Genomic DNA, 23378 nt, shown 5'->3' on the forward strand with positions numbered 1-23378 from the left:
AAAATCTAAAATCTAACCTGAAAGCTTTCTTAAAATTTCTCTAAACAAAAATTGTTCTTGATCAACTTCTCTCAACATTAAAAATTCATCAATAAGCATAATTTCCTTAATAGCAGCTGCAACCAATTTTCTATCAAAGCCCATATTAACAATTGATTGTTCAAGCTCCTTAAATTTCAATACACCTGAATTTGCCTCATTAACTTTAATAAGTTTCCCCCTAAGTTTTAAAAAGATTTTGCCCGCCATTTTATTTCCAATGCCCTTGACATTAGAAATAAGCTTAACATCCTCCCTTTCAACTGCATCTCTAAATTCATTATATTTTATTCCAGATAATATCCTTAAAGCCGCTTTTGGACCTATTCCATCAACACTAATAAGTTTTTCAAAAACTTCTCTTTCTGATACATTTAAAAAACCAAAAAGTCTAATTTCATCCTCTCGAAGATGAAGATAAGTTAATATTTCAACATCTTCTTGCAACCCCAATTCTGCATTACAAAAAGAACTAACTAAAATCTCAAACTCAAAGGGAAGTGCTACAATGACAATACTAGACTGTCTTTTCTCTACAATTTTACCACAAATCTTATTGATCATAGACTTAAACTACAATACATAAAAACTCAAGCTTATCTTATTTATATCCAAATTATTTATCATATCTTTCATTAAATTTCACAAAATATGATAATTACCATGACAAATTGCAAGCGCTAATGCATCACTACTATGATCACTAGTAAAAACAAAATCGGGTTTCATCCCAAGTAAAATACGAATAATATATTTTACTTGTACTTTTTCAATTCTACCAAAACCAGAAATTGAATTCTTGACCTGTATTGGAGTATACTCATAAAAATCTAAATTTTTCAAAGCAAAAGTTAAAATAATAGCTCCTCGAGCTTCAGACACACTTATAGCTGTTTTTTTATTTTTAGCAAAATAAATATTCTCAATACTTGCAACATCAGGTTTAAAATTATCAATAATAAAAATAATTTCATCAGAAATTATTTTTAATCTATCTTTCAAAGACATAAAAGGATGAGTTATGACAGTTCCATCTTGAACATACATGTACCTACTACCTTTCCTATCTAAAATTCCCCATCCAACATTTGCAAGTCCAGGATCAATACCTAATATTCTCATAATCAACTTCCAGAAAAAATTCAATGATTAATTAATCTCATCAATAATTTCTAAATTATGTACAACTTCTTGAACATCATCAAAATCTTCTAATTTTTCAATAAGAGCAAGGACTTTATCCATATGTTCTTTATTTAAAGAAAGCTTGTTTTCAGGAATAAGAGCAATCTCTGCTATATCTTCCTCAAACTTAGTTCTTAAAAAAGATGAAATAGCTTCAAATTTTTCAGCACTTGTTATCACTTCTATCTGAGACCCTTCACTATAAATATCTTCTGCCCCAGCTTCTAATGCAAGCTCCATTATTTCATCTTCAGGATATTTATCTAAACTATAAGAAATTAATCCTTTTTTGTGAAACATATAAGATACAGAACCTGGGGCCCCAAGAGAACCACCACTTTTTGAGAGGACACTCCTTACTTCACTTGCCGTTCTATTTTTATTATCAGTTAAGCACTTAATTATTAAAGCTACACCATGAGGCGCATAAGCCTCATAAGTAAGCTCAAAATATTCAGCGCCTGTATTATCCCCAATGCCCTTCTTTATTGCCTTTTCAATATTATCCTTAGGCATATTAGAAACTCTGGCTTTATTAACAGCAAGTCGCAATCTAGAATTAGATTCAATATCACCTCCTCCCATCTTGGCAGCAATGCTTATCTCACGAATTAGTTTAGTAAAAATCTTATTTCTCTTAGCATCAAGAGCACCTTTTTTTCTCTTTATAGTTGACCACTTACTATGACCAGACATTCAAACCTCCACCAACTTTTCTAACTTTTCTAAAATATCAAACTTATTATGCCTAATTAGATGTGCCTTAATTGTATTAAACATCAACATAAGAACCGTAACAGGGCCGATTCCACCTACTACAGGCGTAATAAACTTAACTTTTTCTTTAACTGATTCAAAATCAACATCTCCTATAAGAACATTATTACCATCAATCTCTACTCTAGAAATACCAATATCAATAACATAAGGATGTCTATCAATCATACTAGCATTTATTAATTTAGGTTTTCCAACAGCAGAAATAATAATATCTGATTGTCTTACATACACATCTAAATTAGTACTTTTACTATGACAAGTAATCACAGTAGCATCATAGGGTTTAGAAGAAAGCAAGATAGAAATAGGCCTCCCAACAAGAGAACTTCTTCCAATCACAACAACAGTCTTACCAGAAATTTCTATTCCCTTATCAAATAAAACTTTTAAAACAGCAAAAGCTGTACAAGGAATAAATCCTCTCCTATCACCTGCTATTAACTTGCCCAAGTTAATAACAGAAAGTCCATCTACATCCTTAGTACTCACTATACTGTTTAAAACCATATTTACATCTATTTCACTAGCAAGGGGCAACTGAACAATAATCCCATCAGTATATTCATTTATATTTTCAGCCTCGATAAATGTCAAAATATTATCTTGTCCCGAATTATCAGCTAACTTAATAACATGAAAATTAATACCAATTTCTCTAGATACTCTTTCCTTAACAGCAACGTAAAGTTTACTTGCAGGGTTATTATTTGCCAAAATCACTTTTAAAGAAACTTTATCCACTAAATCATGATGAATTAAAAACTCTTTAAGTAATAAATAATATTGACTTGCAAAAAGTTTACCATCAAAAACATTGCTCAACTCAGATCCCTCACCAATTTAGATCAAAACATTATATATTATACTATACTTGTATTATAAGTATAAATAAAAACAGATTCACACAAAAATTAATTGTAATAAAACATGTTTTTCAATATAATAACTTTTAAATAAAGAGTTTTTGAAATATGGAGAATAATGAAAAAGAATTTTTTACTTGGTCTCACCTTACTATTCTTATTACATGCCAATGTAAACAGAATTGAAGCATATTCAATTGATAGAAACGGAAATTCTATTATAGAAGTAGATTTAAGCTTAGGCATTCCCCTTTTCTACCATAGTTTATCAAAAGTCTTTTCTTCAAATCTGTACCCAGGAGGAATTGGGGCACTTAAATACAAATATCACATCCTAAGCAACTTAGCTATAGGTTTTGAGCTTAGATACATGTTTAATTTTGATATCAATCATTCATTTAACCTATTAAATCCTGATTCAGGCATAGGTAAGACATTTAGTACAGTGCCTATCACATTCCTAACAGCCTATGTCTTTGACATAGGAGAGATCTTTCAGATACCCATATTTTCAAATATAGGATTTTCTTTAAGCTCCTACGGAGATAAAAGTGATAATATCTCAAATTTAAGAACTTTTGATGCAATGCCTGTAATGTCTATTGGTTCTGGAATCTTATGGAATTTCAACTACCAATGGGCTTTAGGAATTACAACTTCATGGTGGACAATGTTTGAATTTGGAAATATGGCTAAAACCGGACATTTTTTACTAATATCACTATCAGTAATAGTGAATATCAATAAATTGTAGGTAAATATGGATAAAAAAGGTTACAAAAATTTCATGATAATAATATTAATAATGTTAGTTTTATCATGTTCAAGTGAATCTATCTTTTCTCAGCTCAGCAAGTTACAAAAAATAAATAGTAATAATAACATTCTAGACACTTCAAGTCCAAGTGGCATCTCATTGGTCAATGATACTCTTTATGTTGCAGCCATGCATTTATTTAAAAAATCAAATGGAAATGTTGAAAGAGTAAATTTTAGTAATTCTTATGAATTTGTAATTGACCTTGTAAATATATCAGGCAAAACATATTTATTAGTTCAAAATAAAAATGGGCAACTAGAACTCTACTCTCTTGAAAGCAATAATTGGAAACTTCTATTTCAAAAAAATCTAATTCCAATTAAATTCTTAAAATCCATAGGAACAAGTGGTATTACTTCTGCTTTCATCCTAACATTAGGAGAAAATGGAAATCAAACTATTCTAGATATACATGGAAATAATCAAACTCCCAACAGCACAACTAACAATGATAAATTTTATCAAATTTCAAATGACCAGCAGTCCATTACAGGAAAATTTGCAAAAATTTGGAAACTAAACGGTAGCGGAGTTATAAATGTTAAATCAACAAATGAAATAATGGCAATAATAGAAACAAGTATCCGTGGAACCAAAGAAACTTTGGTGTTTACTGGAAGAGATCATGATACATCAGATCACAAATTCAAAATATACTCAAGCACAAATAATTACCAAGATCCAATATTCAATCGAGATGGCATAGGAGAATTTATTGCATACTTTGCAAGAGAAGTTGATGGAATAATACTTATAGGCAGTAATAATGGATTTATAGAACTTGTAAGAGATAAAAATACATTTAATCTACAACCACCTTCACAATCTGTATTACCAGGTTCTTATAATGGTTCACAACTAAGTAAAACAAGACTTAATGATATTATACCCACATCAAATAAAATAATTTACATACTAACCCAAGGAAAAGGATTATGGAAAATTGAAAATAAAAAGCTAATTAAAGAATAAACGATGAAAATTCATTGCAAAATTTGAATACCTAACTTTATTAGTTTCTTCATGAAAATATTTTTTAACTTTAATACCTAAATTAATATTTAATTTAGATCTAAAATACAAATAATTTATATTATTTGTATCAAAAATTTGTCCCTCATCATTCATAACTTTAATTTGCAAATTCAATAAGTTTTTAACAAATAATATGTCTCTGGTAACCACCATACTATTCTTATCAATTAATTCTAAAATCAAAGAATCAACATCTCTTGCAATTTTAACAGAAGTATTTTTTGACATCTCTAAATTTAAATGCCTGTTTGCAACCAAAATAAGCCTCACATTTCTATTTGACACAAAATTTTGTAAAAATTTTATTACTTGTAAATTACAAGAATCAGCATCAACAAAAATTTTATTTAACAAATTTATAATCCATTATCCTTAATACTAAGAAAGACAAAATATGGGATTGTTCAACAGGCCCAAATACTCTAGAATCATTTAAAATTTTCAAATTCTCATTTAAGAGAAAAAATTCATTTTTCTTTAAAGCAAAACACTTAATTACTTCATTAAAGTTAAAAAAATCATTTAATCTATAACCACTCATAAAATTACCATTCAAATAATAAGAATTATTATCTCTCCTATGAACCAAGATATCAAAACCCTTAACATAAACTAAATCTCCCTGAGTAGCAACTATTTTTGCAATTTTATAACTTCTTGTATTAAAAATTTTGTTTAAAAAAAATAAATCCCTGAAAAAATTTAAAACAAAATTTCTCCTTAAATTTAAATCTTCATAAAGCACAATATCATTCACTTTCAAAGGAACAAAAAAAGATCGCATATATTTTGAAATAAAAATCAAACTATCATTCTTTGTTATTAAAGGCAACATTTCATCACCTCGAAAAATAAAAATTTGTAAGACAAATTTTGTAAAAAAATAATTTAATACCAAAAACAACAGAATAATTTTAAGAAAATTTTGTCTTCTCTTTTTTCTCAAAAGTCTTTGTTCAAAAGTTAAATATGCTGTCATATTTAAATCAAACCTATTCTAGAAAAAGGGAAATACATGAAAAAAGCTCTACCAAGAATTTTACTTTTATTTATAACACCAAAAAATCTACCATCATAAGAATTATCTCTATTATCTCCAATAGGCAATACATACCCATAAGGCACATATATTCCATAATCCCTCATTATTGCCTTTTCCATATAATAATCAACATATGGCATGAAAGCTACTAAATAACGATATTCCAATCTTTCAATTTCAAATCTATCAACTTCCCTAACATTAAAAAATGAAAAATCAGATATATTCTCTAAATCAACACTCAATTGATTTAATGCAATAAACATAGCAAGATTATCATAAACCTTATAGTCCGCATCTTCTATAACCTTCTTAATACCAAAGTTATATCCTAATGAAGCTTTATAAGAATTTTCTTCCATAAAACTTTCTTCTCCTTCCTTCTTAACAAACACTCTCCCATTTCGAAATCTTACAAGCTTACCATCCGCAAATAACGCTCTTTTAACAAGGAATCTAACACTAGGATTTCCACTTTCATCCCTATCAAGATCAACAAAACTAAAAGACAACATATAAAGTAATCTATGCAAAATATCAAAAAAAAGCCCTTTTGATTCATATTCTACATTTTCAAAAATTACAATCTCTGCTTCATTTGGTTCTTTTATTCCATTTATTTTACATACTCCTGGCAAAAGTTCAGGTCCATAAGAAAATTTATCCACAAATAATAAATCTCCAATTTGAAGAGTATTCTCCATTGATCCTGATGGGATTCTATATGCTTGTAAAAAATATTGATTTATTCCCAAAACAAAAATTGAAGCACCCAAAAGTTCAAGTAAAAAGTTAAGCATAAACCCTCGTCTTTTAGCTTTAAGTTTATAAAAATACTTCCTTTTTTTCCTATAAGTTAAATATTTTTCAATAATCTCCACTAAAAAGTTAGCAAACTTATCTAATTTTTCTAAATACATACACTTATCCTCAAAAATAAATTATACATAAAATAAATAATTATCAATATCTTCATAATCACAAAGCTTTATTAAAAAAAATAAAATCTGAAATCAATCATAAATAATTATATTTATGTTTTCTTTAACTAATATAAACAAAAATACATGCAATATTGAATTTCTTTTCATACTTTTTTATAATCATCATATATGCTCAAAGAGAATGATGGTCTTGATATTAATGAGGAATTACTTACAGTAAAATTAAGGCCAATATTAGGAATAACCCCAAAAATTTACGTTTTATTTACAATAATTATCCTACCTTTAATATTAGTATTTAGTTTAATCATAAATACCAAATTAAACAATCCTGGAGCATACTTAAAGATAAAAACCAATGTCAATAATGCACATGTTTACTTAGACGAAAAATACATTGGAAGAACTCCACTAAAAAAATACATAAATGTTACTAAAGGAACCTTAAAAATTAAAAGGTTTGGATTTGAGACTTATGAAAAAAAAATTGATATACAAAATAAATTTTTCACAAGCTATCAATTCAACATTGATTTAAAACTAAAAAATCCTGATAAGATCATTGTACAAAGACAAAAAGAACTCTCAGTTATGACAAAAATTAAAAGTAATAACGACAATATACAATTAATTCCCGTATTCTCATTAATTGTAAACGACTTACAGAATAGCCCAGAACATATAAAGAAATTCTTTAAAACATCCATTCCACATATACATTCAAATACAATGTTTAAAGACTTTCTCATAGCATACAAAAATATTTATTCAATAAACAATAATAACAATAAAGAAATATGGAAATCCCTACAGCAAAACTTTAATTTGGAAAATAGGACAATAATTTGGTTTTTTGAAAATTTAGATAAAGAACAACAAAAACAAATATCCAACGAAATATGGTTTAAAACACTAATAGAAAACCTAAAAAATGAAAATAAAGTATTAAACTTCGAAACTAAAAATATAAATTTACATCTAAAGAATTTTAAAAAGATAGCTCCACAAAATATTGAAAGTATCCAAAATTACAAATTATATTCACAAAATCTCACACTCAAGACTACATATAAATTAAAAGAATTTTTAATCCAGAACAGAAATGTAACTAAAACCGAATATCAAAAATTTTTAAATGAAAATCCAAAATGGACACTCAACAATAAAGATAATTTAATCAAAGAAGAACTTGTAGATGAAAGTTACCTTAAAACCTTTAAACAAATGCCTTCAAATGAGGATATTACTCATATATCTTATCATGCAGCAATAGAATATGCTAAATGGTATTCTTCAAATTTACCTAAAGGATTTAAAGCAAGACTTCCTATATCTCAAGAATGGGAAGCATATCAAAAAGAAGTACCAAAAGCTATAGAAAGTTTAAATACAAATGAAATATCTAAAAAAGTTGGCTTTTGGAATTTAATGCAAAATCCAAACATCAATGAATCCATATTATTTCAAGACGAAAACGATATATACTATGCGCATTCAAACTTTAACTCACTAATCACTGAGATTAGAACATACAATTATAATAACAACTCAACACTTAAACCTTCAACTCAGGCTTCGTTCCTAAAACATTGGTGTTCACCAAATATTGGATTTAGACTAGTTATTGAAAAGGAATAGGTGTGAGTATATTACTGCTTGAAAACAAAAAAGCAAGATTCAATTACTTCATTGAAGATAAAATAAACTGTGGAATCATCTTAAAAGGAACTGAGGTTAAATCCATTAAATTAAAAAAATTTTCATTTAATGATAGCTTTGCCAGCATTAAAAAAGATGAAGTATGGCTTGAAAATTTACATATAGCAAAATATAAAGAAGGTAATATCTTCAATCACGAAGAAATAAGACGCAGAAAACTTCTTTTAACAAAAAAAGAAATACAAAAACTAAAAAAATTTAAAGAAAAAGAAGGATACACATTAGTTCCTATCTCGATTTATCTAAAGAATTCATTAATAAAAGTAGAACTTGGGGTATGTAAAGGAAAAAAATTATTTGATAAACGAGAAGTGTTAAAACAAAAAAGCATAAAAAAAGATTTGAATCGTGAGATCAAACAATATAGATAAATTAAATACAATTATTTATAAACCATATAATATATCTTAAAGCACAAATAAAAATCACTTACTTAAAAACTACACAATAACAAAGAATTAGAAATTAAAAAAATGAAACACATTCTTGACAGGTAATGAAAAACAAATATTTCCAAAATTCTCATAAATTGAGTAATTACAATTAATATATTACAATTACTCAATTTTTATTTTGATTTTTATAATTAATACCTCTTACTGAAAGAGACTTCAAGCATTAACCTAGCATCTTCATTAAAATTCATATCAACTTCTGGTTGCAATCCTCCCAATGTTATTCCCAAATTCTCTTGAAGTTTTCTATTATAACTAGACGCATATGTAAAAGGAAGTACAGCTTCAATAATTCGTGTTAAAACTAGAGTAGCTCCCCCTACCGCCGCTAAAGATAAAGCAAGTACTGTTGGCTTTTCCTTTTTTTCATAATGAGATTCAATTATAGAATATGTACCATAACTCAACAAACCAATACTCACAGCATCAAAACCTAAACTCAGTAATCCACCAGTAATATCGCCTTGTACTAAAGATCCTATCCCAAAACCTACAAAAAGATTCAATAAACAAGGCACTACAGCATCTTTTTTATAAGTTTCATAAAGTAACATCTTTTCTACGTTGCCACCACTACCCACAAGCTCATCATGATTTTGGGCAAAACTAACAAAAGCACAAAAGAAAACTAACATTAAAATCAATATTTTTTTCATAAAATACCTCCCAAATATAAACTGCTCAATGTTTGCAGTATATATTGCATCATATACTTCATTACATACTTATTACATGTTCATTATATACTTATTAATTAAATTGTTCAATCTTTAATTTTGATACGAATCATTTAAACTTAACTTTCTTAATAATACTGCTTGAAATTCTCTTACCCATAGAAATGCGTGATTTAATCATAAAATCATCAATGCTAATCATTTTAACAATATCTTTACTAGTAGAAAATTCTACAAATTCTGGATTTAAAGCAAAATCTATAAATTCATCTCCATCACTTAAAAACTCATAAACCTTGTCTGTAATAAACTTATCTATCTTAAACCTCTTAACATAATAAAAATTATCAGCTTTATTTTGATAAATTATAGAAAATATTTGATCTTTAGAATTATTGATATCATACACTAAAACATTCACATTATTCTTATCAATAAATGTTTTATCTTCAATATTTTTTAAAACATAAGAATTTTTCTTAAATATCAATATTTTATCATAATAGCTAGCATTACCAATAAATTCACCATCAATAAGACTAGTTCCAACAAATCCTGCCTTTAAGTTCAAATAAACCTTCATATTCTTAGTAGCTATTTCTTTAACATTTTTTGACTTAATAAGGGATATTTCCGTTTTTCTACGATAAACTTTGGAATATTTTGCAAGTAGAGTATCAATAAAATTTATTGAAAAACCTCTAATTGATTTAATATTACTCTCTACTCTTTTTAATTCTTTACTTAAAGTTCGAATATCTTTGTTATTCTTATCAATATCAAACATACTGATCTTCCTAATAGGAATTTTAAGTAAATTTTCAATATCATATAAAACAATCTCTCTATATAAAAAACTATCTTTATATTTTAAAATTTCACTCAACACAATATTAACAACATCAGATTCTTTAGAAATAGTCTCAAGAATTTTATAAATCTTCTTTTCAATAAACATTTGTTCCAAAGTCTTAGAAAAGATTTTTTCAAGTATTTTATTTCTCTCCAATTCAAGTTCCATCTTTAAAACCTTTTGCAAATGCTCAGCATGAAACTTGATAATATCTGTAACAGTATAGATAACAGGATATCTATCACTCAGTAAAAGCAAATTAACAGAAATAGAAACTTGACAATTTGTATAATGATACAATTTTTCAATAACTTCACTTGCATAAACTCCTCTTGGAAGGGTTAATTCAATCTCCACATTTTCGGTAGTAAAATCGTTAATACTTGAGACTTTAATATAATTTTTCCGAATAGCTCTCTCAATTGAAGCTATCAAACTCTCAGTAGTCTCTCCAAATGGTAATTCTTTTATTAAAATGGCCTTATTATCATCTGTAGGTTCAATCCTTGCACGAACCAAAACTTTTCCATTTCCATCAGCATACTCATTAACATCGACTATTCCACCAGTTGGAAAATCAGGATAAAGCTCATAAGACTCTCCAAGCAACTCACTTTTAACAGCACTTAAAATCTCATTAAAATTATGAGGAAGAATTTTAGCAGCCATGCCAACAGCTATTCCTTCACTTCCCTGAACAAGTATTACAGGAATTTTAGCAGGAAAAATTAAAGGTTCATCATTGCGACCATCATAAGAAGGTTCATAAGAGGTTATTTCCTTGCTATAAAGCACTTCAAACGCTAGAGGAGTTAATCGACATTCAATGTAACGCGATGCAGAAGCAGGATCTCCTGTTAAAAGATTACCAAAATTTCCTTGCTTTTCAATAAATAAATCCTTATTTGCCATATTAACAAGTGCTTCATAAATTGAAGTATCACCATGGGGATGATATTTCATTGTATTTCCAACAACATTTGCAACTTTATGAAAATTGCCATCATTCATCTCAAAAAGAGAATGTATGATTCGTCTCTGCACAGGCTTAAATCCATCAATAACACTAGCAATTGCACGATCTTTAATGACATAAGATGAATACTGTAAAAAATTATCCTTAAGTAATGTTTTAATATCCATTAAATTAAATTCTCCATAATAAAGTTTCGCCTCTCAGGAGTATTTGGTCCCATATAAAACCCTAAGTGCTCTTTTATTTCTTTAATATTGACAAGATCTACTTTTGTAAGTCTAATATTAGAAACATCAATAAAACTCCTAAACTCACTTGGAGAAATTTCTCCAAGTCCTTTAAATCTTGTAACTTCAGGATTCTTAAGTTCACGAATAGCTTTTTGCTTCTCTTCTTCAAAATAACAGTAAATAGTGGAACTTTTATTCCTTACTCTAAAGAGTGGTGTCTCTAAAATATACATATGTCCATTCAAAACTAAATCTTCAAAATAAGTCAAGAAAAATGTTAAAAGCAAATTTCTAATATGAAAACCATCAAAATCTGCATCTGTAGCAATGACTATTTTATTATATCTCAAATTTTCAATTGATTCTTCAATACCAAGAGCCACCATCATATTATACAGTTCTTCATTTTTATATATTTCAGACTTATTTTTTTCAAACATGTTTTGTGGCTTTCCACGAAGAGAAAATATAGCCTGCGTATATACATCTCTACAAGATACCATTGACCCCGTTGCAGAATCTCCTTCTGTCAAGAAGATCATAGTCGAATCAGAATGCATACTCTTTTCATTAAAATGAAATTTACAATCTTTAAGTTTAGGAATTTTAAAAGATATTTTCTTTGCTCTCTCTTTTGCCTCTTTGCGTACACTACTTAATTCTTTTCTAAGACGCTCATTATCAACAACTTTGTTTTCAATTACCTTTGCAAGGGTCTTATCCTTATAAAGGATTTCCAAAATTATCCTTTGTACTTCTTTAGCAACACTGCTTCTAGTTTCAATATTACCAAGCTTATTTTTAGTCTGACTTTCAAATATTGGGTCTTTTATCTTAACTGAAAGCGTAGCTATAAGTCCTTCTCTAATATCAGTAGATGAATATGTTTTTTTTAGAAAATCATTAATGGCTCTAGCAAAACCTTCTCTAAACCCTGTCTGATGGGTACCTCCATCACTAGTATATTGTCCATTCACAAATGAAAAATATGTCTCGCCATAATTATTTGTATGAGAGAAGGCAAATTCTAAAGTCTTACTAGAATAATAAACAAAATCATAAAGTAAATCTTCACCTTTAATCTCAGCATTTATAAAATCGAGAAGTCCATTATCAGATTGAAAAATCTGATCATTATAATTAATTTTTAAACCTTTATTTAAACAAGCATAATGAAAGAATCTTCTCCGTAAAAAATCTTCACTATATTTATATTTACCAAAAATCTCTGTATCAGCTAAAAATTCAATATAAGTGCCATTTTGTTCATTCGACTTGCCTTCTGTAGTATTAATTAAATTCCCTTTTGAAAAAATTGCCTCAAAGAAATTTCCGTCTCTTATTGACCTTACTAAAAACTTTGAGCTTAAAGCATTAACCGCTTTAGTTCCAACTCCATTAAGTCCTACAGAAAATTGGAAAACATCATCATTATACTTAGCACCAGTATTAATAACAGAAACACTCTCTACAACTTTTCCAAGAGGAATTCCACGACCATAATCTCTTACACTAATGATATTGTTTTCTTTTTTTATCAAAATTTCTTTGCCATGTCCCATAATAAATTCATCAATTGAATTATCAATAATCTCTTTAACTAAAATGTAAATACCATCATCAATATTAGAACCATCTCCTAATCTCCCAATATACATTCCAGACCGCAACCTAATATGCTCAAGGGAAGATAAGGTAACAATCTTACTCTCATCATAACTATTTGTCTTCATTTAAATTCCTATCAACATTATATTGAATTTTCATCTTTTCTAATTTTTTAATTATCTTATCTCTAACAATAATATGAAGTTGCGCCTTATCATCATCTGTCAAATTAGAAACATCTATTAAAGAATGAACATGTACATATATGGATAATCCTGAATTCAATATCAAATTTTTAACAAAAACCTTATGTGTATTAAACAAAGTCACAGGAATAATTGGAGAATTTGTTCTTAAAGCCAGATTAACAGAACCTCTTTTAAAATCTCTTGTCCTACCACCTCGATTTCTAGTCCCTTCAGGAAAAATTCCAATAGCTCCACCTTCTTGAATAACTTTAGCTGCTTTCCTTTGAGTAATAGCAGAAGATTTTATACTATTCCTATTTATAAAAATAGATCCCATAGAAATTAATAGAAAATTAATTAACGGAATTTTTAAAAGAGATTTTTTAGCAACTATCACAAAAGGTTTCATAAAAACATAAATTAAAAAAAGTGGATCCATTGAAGCAACATGATTTGCCATAATGACTACACCATCTTCAGGTAAAGAACAATCATCATCCTTTGTAACAATAACTTTAATTCCAGCAAACCACAAACTGATCTTAATAGCAAATCTAACTAACATAAAACTAAATTTTATAAAATAATTTTCAAACCTAAAAATCTTAAAAATTAAAAATACTGGAAATAAAACAGTAAAAACCAAAATAAAGAAAAAAAAATTAATATAAGTAATAATACTCCTTAATATTTTCATAAAATTTAACCTAATTTTTCTATCCTTTCAAGTTTTAATTTCTGCCCCTTCACCAAACTTACTTCATCTTTTAAAATTTTAATAGGATTAAGGAGAATTGTAGAAAACTTTTGTTTCTGAACTATTCTCTCGCTATACTCAATAATAAAAGCTTCACTTATCTTATTTTCATCCATGCTAATTTCATACTCAAGCACTAAATCATTATTTAGACTAAAAACATTAAAAATTCCATAATAAATGTTATCCCCAACAATATAAGTAAGATTAGGATAAGAAAAATCATAAATGATATCCTTACACACATAATTACCATTTGGAATAAACAAAGAATCCTTATCATCCTCAACTAAAACAGAATCATTAAATCGTTTAAAAATACCTGAGAATCCATATTTATCATAAGCATCTGTTCCAGTATCAATTTTTATCTCAATATTATCAATATCAATAATTTTAATCCAAAAATTATATACTATTAAATCTGAAAAAATAGACTTGGTACTGATATTAAGAGTATTATAAGCAGGTCTTGAGATATACTCAATGTGTGCAATTTCTTGAGAATTGTTTTTAAAAATACTAATTTCATTAAGATGCCTATTGAATGATAAAAATAAAGCATCCTCAAAATTTGATTTCCTTAAACGTTGATGTGCATTACTATCATACCAAACACCATATAAAAATTTATAAACTTCTTCTTTGGGTAAATTTTTGAAAGTTTTATATACATCATTATCTATCCGCCTGACTTTCTCACTAGCAGATAAAGGATAATATTTACCTTGCAATTGAGAATACTCATACTTTTCTATTTTACTTACTATCATATCCTCACCCTGCTTCTCATACCTTTCCAAAGAAATAGAATAACTCTCCCTTGACTTTTTATCATCATAAGCTGAAGATCTATCATACTTATTTATAATAATACTTCCATTCACCTTATCAAAAAATATAGGTCTATACGAGGCGACATCATTAGCAACTGCTCTTTGAAAGATATACAAAACAGAATCTTCATCTAAAAAACCTTGAATTACTATATCAAAATTATAATCACCAGTAATATCTTCAAGATACATATTGTAAGAATTTTTAGAATCAATATTTACTTGGGTTTTAAAAAGAACGACTGCTTCATGACTCTTTGGATCAAAACCAATAATAAATAAATAAGTTTTAAGATCTGCAAAATTCTGTGCTAAAACCACTTGTTCAAAATAAACATCTAAATTTAAATTTTCCTGATGAACTGACAAAATTTTGTAACCCTTAAGGTCAATCAAAGAACCAAAGACATCTTCTCCAGTATCTCCACTTAAATCTGTATCAGAATAACTTATTTCACTAATTTTTTTCATCTCTTTATTAAAAACAATAAAATCTTTACTGCCTTTAACACAAGAGAACAAAGTTACAAAAAGAAATATAATCCATTTTTTAAAACACATATCACATGATTTTTATCTATACCAACAACAACTTAAATTTCTAAACATACTAATTGCTGGTCTTTAAACTAAAATCCTGTAAAGAAAAGAATGCTTCATTAAAATTTTCCTTAAAATTATTTTTATTCAAAATATAATCCAACACCAACTTATTATTTGCCTGATAAAGGATATCAAGCATACGATCTTCTTTAATTAAATTATCAGAATTAACCGAATCATTAACACTTGAACTGAAAGAAAATAAATAAACTCGCTGATCTGCTAAAAAGGGCTTAGACCACTGACCTTCTTTCAAATCAAAGATGACATCATAAAAATCTTTACTATTACTGAAAACTGATAGTTCCCGTAAAGTACTAGGATAAATATTCATATTATACGCAAGATTAACAACATCTTCTTTCAATACCAAATTATGTTTTTTAAAAACTTGTTGCGGTCCATCAAAATTAACTTCATTCAGAATATCATTAAGCTTTTTTTCAAGAAAAGTCTCAATAACACTAGGTTCATAAGTTTCTATATAGTTTCTAACAGAACTAATATCATGCTCTGAATTTTTATCAAAATCACCAATATTGCTCAATGCTTTATATATATCATATCCATCTCCATTTTTAGATTTAATAGGACTAGTAAATTCATTCATCTTCAAAGAAAAAATTGCAGCAAGATCTTCCTTTTTCTCAAGGACAAGATCCAAATCAAAATAATACTTCTTAGAAGATGCAATACCTTTAAAATTAGTAACATCTTCGGAATAAATTTTAGCAACTTCTTCAAAAGGCATACCTTTAGACAATTTCTCATAAGCACCACCAGCATCGCTTAAATTTTTAAAACGAATAGAAACAATATCTAAACTCTTAAATAATTTTTGATTCTGATCAGCATAAAAGATCACCTCATCTTTTGGAAAATCCTGGTATGAGAGTGAAACATATACAATATTGCGTCTAATTTCATTCATACTTTTAATAGCATTCAGAAGAGAATCTGGCAATATGAAGCTACTGCTTAACAAAACCTGTATGTTTGAAGAGAGTAAATTGTCTACTGCTTCATTATGAATTTTAAACTTCTGATAATCAGAAACTTTATTATATCTCTTGGGACTAAAATTACCACTAGAGTCTAAGTACATAGGAGAATTCATTAAATTCTTATTCAAAATATTTTTTGAAACATAGAAACTATTAGTCTTTGCCAAATCAACAAAGGCAATATCTTCAATGTATTTCATAAAAGCCAAGTTCCAAATAAAATACTCTATATCAAGACTATTATTTTTTTTCAATTTAGAATAAAAATTTGAGTAAGATTTAACATATTGAGCAAATTTGTTGTCTTTTTCATAATAAACTGGTTGTCCTTTATAAGATCCAAATTTTAAACTAGATGAATCAGTAGTATCAAATAAACCTGGCATTAAGGGGGCAATAATAAATCCAAACACAATTAAGATAAGTGCTAAAAGCCCCCATATCCCAACTTTTTTATCATTAAAATCAACTTTGAATATAACTTCTTTTGCTTGATTTACTCTCTTACGCATAAAAACAACCTTTATAATTTAAATAAAATAACATTTTAGATATTAAAATAGCATAATTAACATATTATTTCAATTAAAATATTTATATCAAAAAGCATTTTTGGTATCATAAATGTACATAAAATGTTTTTGGGAATTTAAAAGATCCCTACAACTTAATAATGAAAAATATGATAGAAGACAATGTGTATGAATAATGAATTTAATATCAAAATAAATCAAGAAGAGTTTAATAGGCTTACCAAAATAATTTATAATAACTTCGGTATTAATCTTAACGATAAAAAAAAATTGTTAATTGAAAGTCGATTATCATCAACAATCAGAGCAAAAAATTTGAGCAATTTTACAGAATACATCAATTACTTAGAAAAACAAAACAATCAAATATCTTTAATAGAACTAGTGGATAAAATATCAACAAATCACACTTATTTTTTTAGAGAACCTAACCATTTTGAATTTCTTGAGAAGAAATTGTTACCCAAAATGCTTACGCAAATGGCTCAATCAAGAGAAGAAGAAATTAGAATATGGTCAGCTGGATGCTCAAGTGGAGAAGAACCATACACAATTGCAATGATATTAAATGAATACATAAACAACAACAAAATTCACTGCAAAGCAAAAATATTAGCAACAGATATTTCCATTACTGTTCTTAATGAAGCTAAAATGGGAATTTATTCTGAAGATCGGGTAAAGGCTCTCCCCAATCATCTAAAAATCAAATATTTAAATAAGCTTACAAATGACAAATTCGAAGTCAAAGACATACTAAAAAAAATGATTCTATTTAAAAAATTGAATCTAATGAATGAAATTTTCCCATTCAAGAAAAAATTTGATTTAATCTTTTGCAGAAATGTAATGATTTATTTTGATGAAAAAACTAGAAATAAACTTGCTGAAAAATTCACTCAACATTTAAAAGATGACTCTTATTTACTCATTGGTCATTCAGAAGCAATTAGAGACAGTAAAAATTTAGAATACATCATGCCAGCAACATATAAAAAAATCAACTGAATAAAACAAGTGAAAATTGTTTTTTCATAACTTACATCATATTTCTTTAAGTCAGATTTACTTTTTCTCCCACTTTAACAAAATAAAGTAACTCACCTATCGTTGCAACATGATCCCCTACTCTTTCTAAAAAACTATTTAAAAATAATATATTTAAAAGATAATCTAAATTCTCTGGATTATTTTTCATCGCATCAATTACAATTGTTTTTTGCTTTGAAAATAATTTATCTATAATATTATCATACTTTACTATTTTAAGTATTTTAACAAAATCTCCATCAAAATACGCATCAAAAATATTTGCAAGCATATCTTTTGCTGTGTCTGCCATCTCCCTTAAAGGCTTTTGATAAATGTCAACCGAAGAAAAATCACCTACATTAGATTCTAAAAGAAGTACAACCTTTACAATTTTAGTAGAATGATCCGCAATACGCTCAAGAGAACTGATTATTTTAATAATTGCCAAAATCTCTCTAAGTTCAGTAGCGACAGGATGTTCAGTAGCAATTATTCGCCCACATAAATCCTCAATATCATATTGATAATCATCTATCATTTTCTCATCCTCATTGATAATCTTTTTAGCCAAATTTTTATCTCTAGATTCCAAAGCTATTAACGAGTTTTCTATGATTTTAAGAACACACTCCTTCATATCCCAAAGATAATCTTTAATAACTTCCAGTTGTTTAGTAAGTCTACGTCTAATCATACCAAATTCTCCTAAAAAAACCGTTTTAAAAATAAAAATCTCAATTTAGAAAGCTCATAATAACTGCTAAAAGGATAGCTATCAATAACTCTCTTATAATAACTAAGAGACTTTATAAAATCTTTATACTTGCTCTCAGTCTCATATAGTTTGCCTAACAAATAGTTATATCTATCTGGGAACCTTGAATTTAAATACTTTGGATAGTATAGCAAACTTAAATTCAAAAAAAATTCATATTCGCCATTCATTAACAAAAATTCAAGAATATCAAGATAAGTATTCTCACTAAAATCAATATTATTTTCTACTAAAAATCTAACATCTTTTAATACATTTTCCACCTTACTTAATTTAATTCCAAGATCAATCAGATTTAAAAAAATCTTATTAAAGTATACATCTCTTAAATTCAAGTAATTTAAGTAAGAATTCAGATAATCTCCGCTCTTATAATAAAGCTCGGCTTTTAATAAAGTATATTCATTATCATCAAAATCATATTTATTAAGTAATGCAATTGCTCCTTTATAGTCATTAATGTAAGATAAATTTAAAGCTCTCTTCATAATGTCTCTTAAGCTTAAATTATTATTACTCTTATCAGTTTTAATAACCTTATCTAAACTTAAATTATCTTCGGGATTCATTTCATTCAACTTGGAAGATTCTTTCCCTTTAGCAATTTTCAAAATCACATTTTTAGAAAACTCCCTAGCATCCTTCACATTTTGATATTTAAAAGTCAATATAATAATTCCAACATTCTTTGAAGTTTGAAAAGTAAACATAGCTCCATTTTGATAGGATTCTGCTAAAAGCCTGATGAAGGCATTATTCTTTACATTTTTAATATAAATCCAAGTAGAATCTTTAAAAAAAAAATTAAATTTTGAATTAGTATTTACCAAAAATTCTTGCTTTTCGCTACTAAAATCAAGCTCATAAGTAGTATACCGATTTTCAAAAGCTAAAGAAGGTATAATATTAATAATAAAAAATAAAAAATTACAATAAATAAAACATTCTTTACTCACTTATAATTTTCCAAAATTTTATCAACTAATGATTCATTTTCTTTCTCTAAATCAATATTAAACAAATTATCTGACTTTACCCAAAGACTCTTAAGAAGCTCTTCACTAATTGACTGATGATGCATTACACTATCTCCTAACTTGCCATCAGGAAGATTAGGTTTGGGAAAGAAAAAATCATCCATATTTAGACTAGAATTTAAATCAAAATAAAAATCTTCTATATTAAGTAATTTTAATTTTTGATTTAAATGTTCTTCTGTATTACTGCGAGTCTTTTCAATCATTCTATATGAATAAAAATAAGTAAGAAAAGAAACAATAATCGATAAAAATATTAAAATTAAAAAATATTGTTGAAAACGAAATTTTTTCTCTCTCATAATAAATTCCCTAATATACTTAATAAATTATATATTAAATATTACACTTTCTCCATTATCACTAGTAATACCGATTAAATTTTTACTTCTTTGAGCAATATACATATTATGAGTTATTACAAACAATTGAACTCTCTGACCAAGTTCCTTTAAAAGGACTGATAGTTTATTACTATTTTCAAAATCAAGAGAAGCATCTATTTCATCAAGAACACAAAATGAAGCAGGAGAATAATAATACAAAGCAAATAAAAATGCTATGCTAATTAAAGAATGTTCACCCCCAGAAAGCATTTTATTTCCCTTTGCTAATTTATCCTTAAAGTCTATTTTGATTTCGATCTCACCTGAATCCTTATCATAAAAAAGACTTCCATTGCCCTTAAACATTCGATTAAAAAAATAAATAAAATGATTATTAATCTCACTAAAAGCATCATTAAATCTTTTATCAATTTCCCTTTTTATTTTTTTTCTCAGCTTATTTAAAGATTCCTTAGTTGAATTTAAATCATCTATTTGTGAACTTATTCTCTCAACCTTTTCTTTTATCTCATTATATTCTCTCTCAACATTAAAAAAAATATAATTATTATGTTCAATCATATTAATTTCTTTTTGTAAAACATCTATTTTGGCCATATCTTCTGTAAATTCAAATTTTTCTAAATTATTATTAACAAGATTAAAATCTTTTATCTCATCTGCAATATCTAAACTAGAATTAAATAAAATGTCATATTCTGCCTGTTTTTTCATATATTCATAATAAGATGAATTTTTAAAAGCATCTAACAAATTTAAAGAATTAACCTCATTACTAGAAACTAATTCACTACCCTTAGCTTCACTTAAAAATTTATCCAAATTAACATTAATATCACTTCTCTCCAAACTTAGTTCATCTAATTTTAAGTTCAAATTATTAAGTCTTTCTCTAAGTTCATCCCTAGTTTCAAATAAAAATCTTAAATTACTATCTATCAATTTAATCTCATCCTCATTCTTAAGCCTAGAAAGCTCTGTATATTCAATTTCTCCTAATATCTCGTTTAATTTGGCCGTTTTATTCGACACCAGCCCCTCAATAGTAGTGATTTCCTTTGCAAGACTAGTCTTAGAATTATTTTTTGCAAGCAGAAATTTCCTTAAATCAACATTCTGCTCAAAGATAGGTTCAATTTTTTCCTTTAATAAATTTAAAAGCTTATCTTCTTTAACTATATACTTAAGTAAATTTTCCCTAATTTCTTTAATATATTTTATACTTAAAGTATCCTCAAAAAATTTTAAAGAATTCAAAATATTTTTCTTTAACAGTTCAAATTCTTCTATGTTACTCTCTTTAGAAATTGATAAAACTAAATCAACAAGTTCAAAAAAACTTCTAGTATACCTATTTATTTCATCAGTAACAGCAAAAAAATCTTTCTTCTTAGATTGAAGTGAATTATTTAAATCCATTAATTCTTCATTTATGCCAACCTTTACCGATTCAATTTGCACTTTATTGCTCATAAAAATATTTGCCAAGTTCAATTTTCCTTTTCTGTCATGTTCTAATTTTTGAATCTTGATCTCTATTTCAAGCAATTTTGATTTTAAAGTTTCAATTTCTTTCTTAATTACCTCAATATTCTTAATAACATTTTTTTCTCTAAAAGAATAAAATTCTAACTTTTCCTTAACACTTTCAATAGAAAAGCTATTTAAAGATAAAATCTTATCTATATCCTTAATATCCAATCTGCTCTTAAGTTCATTTAACTCAAAATTAATATTAAATAATTTTTTTAATCTTAAATTCTTCTCCAATATCTCTAAATCCGTCTTTAATTTTTGATACTTACCCTTAAGAAAAAAATCATTTTTGATCTTTTCATATTTTTCATTCAATTCATCTCTTAAAGTCAAAAGAGAATTCAAATTTTCTTTTGACTTTTCCAATCTCTTATATGCCTGTTCTTCTTCAACTCTCAGTATATCTATTCCACTCGCCTCTTCTATTAAAGATTTTAAATTAATATTTCCACTTGAAGAAATTTTTTCAATTTTACCTTGATTAATAAACATATAAGGTGAATTCTTTAGCCTTAACTTATTGATAAGACTTTCATAACTTTTAAGATTTAAAGTATCATTATTCAAAAAATATTCACTTGTACCATCTTTATAAAGTCTTCTTCTAATGTAAAATCTATCCCTAAAATCACTCACAGATAAATCTTCATTATTAAAAAAAAGAGTTACTTCAGCAAAATTAGATTCTCCAGACTTAGTAGCAGAAATTAAATCTGTTATATATTTAACTCTTAAAACACTTAAATTATCTTCCCCTATACAAAAACGAATTGCATCTAACAAATTACTTTTTCCACAACCATTAGGCCCAACAATAAAATTAAAACTACTATTTAATTTTAACTCCTGCATTTTAACAAAAGATTTAAAACCGAAAAGTCCTATTTTTTCTAAAAACAAAGCCACTCCCAATTAAATTAATTTACTAAGAACAATTTCATATTATAATCAATAGTGATGATTTGTGGAATTGATGAAGTGGGAAGAGGTTGTATTTTCGGACCTGTTTTAAGTGCAGTTGTTATTTTTAAAGGAAATCCCAAATTTTTAAATGCACTAGATGATTCAAAAAAACTTAACAAAACAAAAAGAGAATATCTATCATCATTAATACTCGAAAATTCATATTATGCATTTGCAGAAGTACCTAATGATATTATTGATAAAATCAATATTCATCATGCTTCGCTCCTTGCAATGCAAATTGCATATGAAAAATTAAATATAGACTGTGATTTGGTACTTGTAGACGGAAAATTTATTCCAAAAATAAAAGCTAAAAAAATCCAAGCAATAATTAAAGGAGATTCTATGATTAATGAGATAAAAGCAGCATCAATCATTGCAAAAGTACAAAGAGATAAATTGATGGATGAATACGATAAAATTTATCCTTTATATGCACTTAAAAAAAACAAAGGATATCCAACAAAGGAACATAAAAACGCAATAAAAAAATATGGAATTTCAAGGCTTCACAGAAGAAGCTTCCAACTCATTTAAA

Annotated in this window: 23 protein-coding genes; 6 read left to right on the forward strand and 17 right to left on the reverse strand. The window is 26.9% G+C overall.

Going from position 1 to position 23378, the window contains the following annotated elements:
• Positions 1-12 precede the first annotated feature (12 nt).
• From ruvA to bpSLO_RS00130, 4 genes are all read right to left on the reverse strand, one after another.
• On the reverse strand, positions 13-603 hold the full coding sequence (ruvA, locus tag bpSLO_RS00115) for a Holliday junction branch migration protein RuvA (protein WP_025375082.1): 591 nt from the start codon (positions 601-603) through the stop codon (positions 13-15).
• Positions 604-681: 78 nt separating this feature from the next.
• Complete coding sequence (ruvC, locus tag bpSLO_RS00120; RefSeq protein ID WP_038447978.1) at positions 682-1161, reverse strand: crossover junction endodeoxyribonuclease RuvC; 480 nt, start codon at positions 1159-1161, stop codon at positions 682-684.
• A 27-nt stretch (positions 1162-1188) separates the two neighbouring features.
• A complete protein-coding gene (locus bpSLO_RS00125) occupies positions 1189-1920 on the reverse strand; it encodes a YebC/PmpR family DNA-binding transcriptional regulator (protein WP_025407540.1) in 732 nt (243 codons plus the stop codon).
• Entirely contained in the window at positions 1921-2826 is a 906-nt protein-coding gene (locus tag bpSLO_RS00130; RefSeq protein WP_025407539.1) for a bifunctional 5,10-methylenetetrahydrofolate dehydrogenase/5,10-methenyltetrahydrofolate cyclohydrolase, read from the reverse strand.
• 159 nt (positions 2827-2985) lie between these two features.
• Here bpSLO_RS00130 and bpSLO_RS00135 point away from each other — a divergent pair, with 159 nt between their 5' ends.
• Positions 2986-3621, forward strand: a complete 636-nt coding sequence (locus bpSLO_RS00135) for a BB0027 family outer member beta-barrel protein (protein ID WP_025375085.1) — start codon at positions 2986-2988, stop codon at positions 3619-3621.
• Positions 3622-3627: 6 nt separating this feature from the next.
• Entirely contained in the window at positions 3628-4659 is a 1032-nt protein-coding gene (gene bamB / locus bpSLO_RS00140) for an outer membrane protein assembly factor BamB (RefSeq protein ID WP_025375086.1), read from the forward strand.
• Here bamB and bpSLO_RS00145 read toward each other — a convergent pair.
• Genes bpSLO_RS00145 through lepB (bpSLO_RS00155) form a run of 3 tightly spaced genes read right to left on the reverse strand, consistent with a single transcriptional unit; the run spans position 4645 to position 6684 of the window.
• On the reverse strand, positions 4645-5076 hold the full coding sequence (locus bpSLO_RS00145) for a DUF188 domain-containing protein (RefSeq protein ID WP_025375087.1): 432 nt from the start codon (positions 5074-5076) through the stop codon (positions 4645-4647). The two genes, bamB and bpSLO_RS00145, sit on opposite strands and share 15 nt — an antisense overlap.
• Complete coding sequence (gene lepB / locus bpSLO_RS00150; RefSeq protein WP_025407538.1) at positions 5066-5701, reverse strand: signal peptidase I; 636 nt, start codon at positions 5699-5701, stop codon at positions 5066-5068. The genes bpSLO_RS00145 and lepB (bpSLO_RS00150) overlap by 11 nt, the downstream gene beginning before the upstream one ends.
• Before the next feature lie 2 nt (positions 5702-5703).
• Positions 5704-6684 (reverse strand): signal peptidase I, encoded by a 981-nt coding sequence (lepB, locus tag bpSLO_RS00155; RefSeq protein ID WP_025375089.1) that lies wholly within the window; start codon positions 6682-6684, stop codon positions 5704-5706.
• 192 nt (positions 6685-6876) lie between these two features.
• Here lepB (bpSLO_RS00155) and bpSLO_RS00160 point away from each other — a divergent pair, with 192 nt between their 5' ends.
• Positions 6877-8346 (forward strand): SUMF1/EgtB/PvdO family nonheme iron enzyme, encoded by a 1470-nt coding sequence (locus bpSLO_RS00160; RefSeq protein ID WP_025407537.1) that lies wholly within the window; start codon positions 6877-6879, stop codon positions 8344-8346.
• A gap of 2 nt (positions 8347-8348) precedes the next feature.
• A complete protein-coding gene (gene smpB / locus bpSLO_RS00165) occupies positions 8349-8798 on the forward strand; it encodes an SsrA-binding protein SmpB (RefSeq protein ID WP_011771997.1) in 450 nt (149 codons plus the stop codon).
• A gap of 215 nt (positions 8799-9013) precedes the next feature.
• Here the strand turns inward: smpB and bpSLO_RS00170 are convergent, their stop codons facing one another.
• From bpSLO_RS00170 to bpSLO_RS00195, 6 genes are all read right to left on the reverse strand, one after another.
• Positions 9014-9538 carry a P13 family porin gene (locus tag bpSLO_RS00170; RefSeq protein ID WP_246989704.1) on the reverse strand — a complete coding sequence of 175 codons (525 nt, stop codon included), beginning with the start codon at positions 9536-9538 and terminating at the stop codon, positions 9014-9016.
• A gap of 130 nt (positions 9539-9668) precedes the next feature.
• Complete coding sequence (locus bpSLO_RS00175) at positions 9669-11555, reverse strand: DNA topoisomerase IV subunit A (protein ID WP_025407535.1); 1887 nt, start codon at positions 11553-11555, stop codon at positions 9669-9671.
• Positions 11555-13351 carry a DNA topoisomerase IV subunit B gene (locus tag bpSLO_RS00180; protein WP_025375093.1) on the reverse strand — a complete coding sequence of 599 codons (1797 nt, stop codon included), beginning with the start codon at positions 13349-13351 and terminating at the stop codon, positions 11555-11557. Before bpSLO_RS00180 ends, bpSLO_RS00175 begins: the two co-directional genes overlap by 1 nt.
• On the reverse strand, positions 13338-14111 hold the full coding sequence (locus bpSLO_RS00185) for a lysophospholipid acyltransferase family protein (RefSeq protein WP_025375094.1): 774 nt from the start codon (positions 14109-14111) through the stop codon (positions 13338-13340). Before bpSLO_RS00185 ends, bpSLO_RS00180 begins: the two co-directional genes overlap by 14 nt.
• A gap of 5 nt (positions 14112-14116) precedes the next feature.
• Complete coding sequence (locus bpSLO_RS00190; protein WP_025407534.1) at positions 14117-15568, reverse strand: pallilysin-related adhesin; 1452 nt, start codon at positions 15566-15568, stop codon at positions 14117-14119.
• Between the two features lie 49 nt (positions 15569-15617).
• The gene (locus bpSLO_RS00195; RefSeq protein WP_246989707.1) at positions 15618-17126 is read right to left on the reverse strand and encodes a peptidylprolyl isomerase; all 1509 of its coding nucleotides are present in this window, start codon (positions 17124-17126) and stop codon (positions 15618-15620) included.
• A gap of 183 nt (positions 17127-17309) precedes the next feature.
• Between bpSLO_RS00195 and bpSLO_RS00200 the strand changes: the two genes are divergently transcribed.
• The gene (locus bpSLO_RS00200; RefSeq protein ID WP_038452302.1) at positions 17310-18155 is read left to right on the forward strand and encodes a CheR family methyltransferase; all 846 of its coding nucleotides are present in this window, start codon (positions 17310-17312) and stop codon (positions 18153-18155) included.
• A gap of 46 nt (positions 18156-18201) precedes the next feature.
• On the opposite strand, the gene phoU is transcribed toward bpSLO_RS00200, so the two are convergent.
• Genes phoU through bpSLO_RS00220 form a run of 4 tightly spaced genes read right to left on the reverse strand, consistent with a single transcriptional unit; the run spans position 18202 to position 22774 of the window.
• Positions 18202-18873 (reverse strand): phosphate signaling complex protein PhoU, encoded by a 672-nt coding sequence (gene phoU / locus bpSLO_RS00205; protein WP_011772005.1) that lies wholly within the window; start codon positions 18871-18873, stop codon positions 18202-18204.
• Positions 18874-18884: 11 nt separating this feature from the next.
• Positions 18885-19910 (reverse strand): hypothetical protein, encoded by a 1026-nt coding sequence (locus tag bpSLO_RS00210; RefSeq protein ID WP_025375098.1) that lies wholly within the window; start codon positions 19908-19910, stop codon positions 18885-18887.
• Positions 19907-20293, reverse strand: a complete 387-nt coding sequence (locus tag bpSLO_RS00215; RefSeq protein WP_025375099.1) for a hypothetical protein — start codon at positions 20291-20293, stop codon at positions 19907-19909. Before bpSLO_RS00215 ends, bpSLO_RS00210 begins: the two co-directional genes overlap by 4 nt.
• Before the next feature lie 27 nt (positions 20294-20320).
• Complete coding sequence (locus bpSLO_RS00220) at positions 20321-22774, reverse strand: AAA family ATPase (protein ID WP_025407533.1); 2454 nt, start codon at positions 22772-22774, stop codon at positions 20321-20323.
• A gap of 57 nt (positions 22775-22831) precedes the next feature.
• Between bpSLO_RS00220 and bpSLO_RS00225 the strand changes: the two genes are divergently transcribed.
• On the forward strand, positions 22832-23377 hold the full coding sequence (locus tag bpSLO_RS00225; RefSeq protein ID WP_025407532.1) for a ribonuclease HII: 546 nt from the start codon (positions 22832-22834) through the stop codon (positions 23375-23377).
• Position 23378: the final 1 nt, after the last annotated feature.

This window comes from Borrelia parkeri, from assembly GCF_023035815.1.
Lineage (GTDB): Bacteria > Spirochaetota > Spirochaetia > Borreliales > Borreliaceae > Borrelia > Borrelia parkeri.

Excerpts from the sequence above, each read along its gene's own strand:
- lepB (WP_025375089.1), bottom strand. The coding sequence starts at position 6,684 with ATGTATTTAGAAAAATTAGATAAGTTTGCTAACTTTTTAGTGGAGATT.
- bpSLO_RS00215 (WP_025375099.1), bottom strand. The coding sequence starts at position 20,293 with ATGAGAGAGAAAAAATTTCGTTTTCAACAATATTTTTTAATTTTAATA.
- ruvA (WP_025375082.1), bottom strand. The coding sequence starts at position 603 with ATGATCAATAAGATTTGTGGTAAAATTGTAGAGAAAAGACAGTCTAGT.
- bpSLO_RS00195 (WP_246989707.1), bottom strand. The coding sequence starts at position 17,126 with ATGCGTAAGAGAGTAAATCAAGCAAAAGAAGTTATATTCAAAGTTGAT.
- bpSLO_RS00225 (WP_025407532.1), top strand. The coding sequence starts at position 22,832 with ATGATTTGTGGAATTGATGAAGTGGGAAGAGGTTGTATTTTCGGACCT.
- bpSLO_RS00200 (WP_038452302.1), top strand. The coding sequence starts at position 17,310 with ATGTGTATGAATAATGAATTTAATATCAAAATAAATCAAGAAGAGTTT.
- bpSLO_RS00135 (WP_025375085.1), top strand. The coding sequence starts at position 2,986 with ATGAAAAAGAATTTTTTACTTGGTCTCACCTTACTATTCTTATTACAT.
- bpSLO_RS00190 (WP_025407534.1), bottom strand. The coding sequence starts at position 15,568 with ATGTGTTTTAAAAAATGGATTATATTTCTTTTTGTAACTTTGTTCTCT.
- bamB (WP_025375086.1), top strand. The coding sequence starts at position 3,628 with ATGGATAAAAAAGGTTACAAAAATTTCATGATAATAATATTAATAATG.
- bpSLO_RS00160 (WP_025407537.1), top strand. The coding sequence starts at position 6,877 with ATGCTCAAAGAGAATGATGGTCTTGATATTAATGAGGAATTACTTACA.
- bpSLO_RS00125 (WP_025407540.1), bottom strand. The coding sequence starts at position 1,920 with ATGTCTGGTCATAGTAAGTGGTCAACTATAAAGAGAAAAAAAGGTGCT.
- phoU (WP_011772005.1), bottom strand. The coding sequence starts at position 18,873 with ATGATTAGACGTAGACTTACTAAACAACTGGAAGTTATTAAAGATTAT.
- bpSLO_RS00170 (WP_246989704.1), bottom strand. The coding sequence starts at position 9,538 with ATGAAAAAAATATTGATTTTAATGTTAGTTTTCTTTTGTGCTTTTGTT.
- ruvC (WP_038447978.1), bottom strand. The coding sequence starts at position 1,161 with ATGAGAATATTAGGTATTGATCCTGGACTTGCAAATGTTGGATGGGGA.
- bpSLO_RS00185 (WP_025375094.1), bottom strand. The coding sequence starts at position 14,111 with ATGAAAATATTAAGGAGTATTATTACTTATATTAATTTTTTTTTCTTT.
- lepB (WP_025407538.1), bottom strand. The coding sequence starts at position 5,701 with ATGACAGCATATTTAACTTTTGAACAAAGACTTTTGAGAAAAAAGAGA.
- bpSLO_RS00175 (WP_025407535.1), bottom strand. The coding sequence starts at position 11,555 with ATGGATATTAAAACATTACTTAAGGATAATTTTTTACAGTATTCATCT.
- bpSLO_RS00180 (WP_025375093.1), bottom strand. The coding sequence starts at position 13,351 with ATGAAGACAAATAGTTATGATGAGAGTAAGATTGTTACCTTATCTTCC.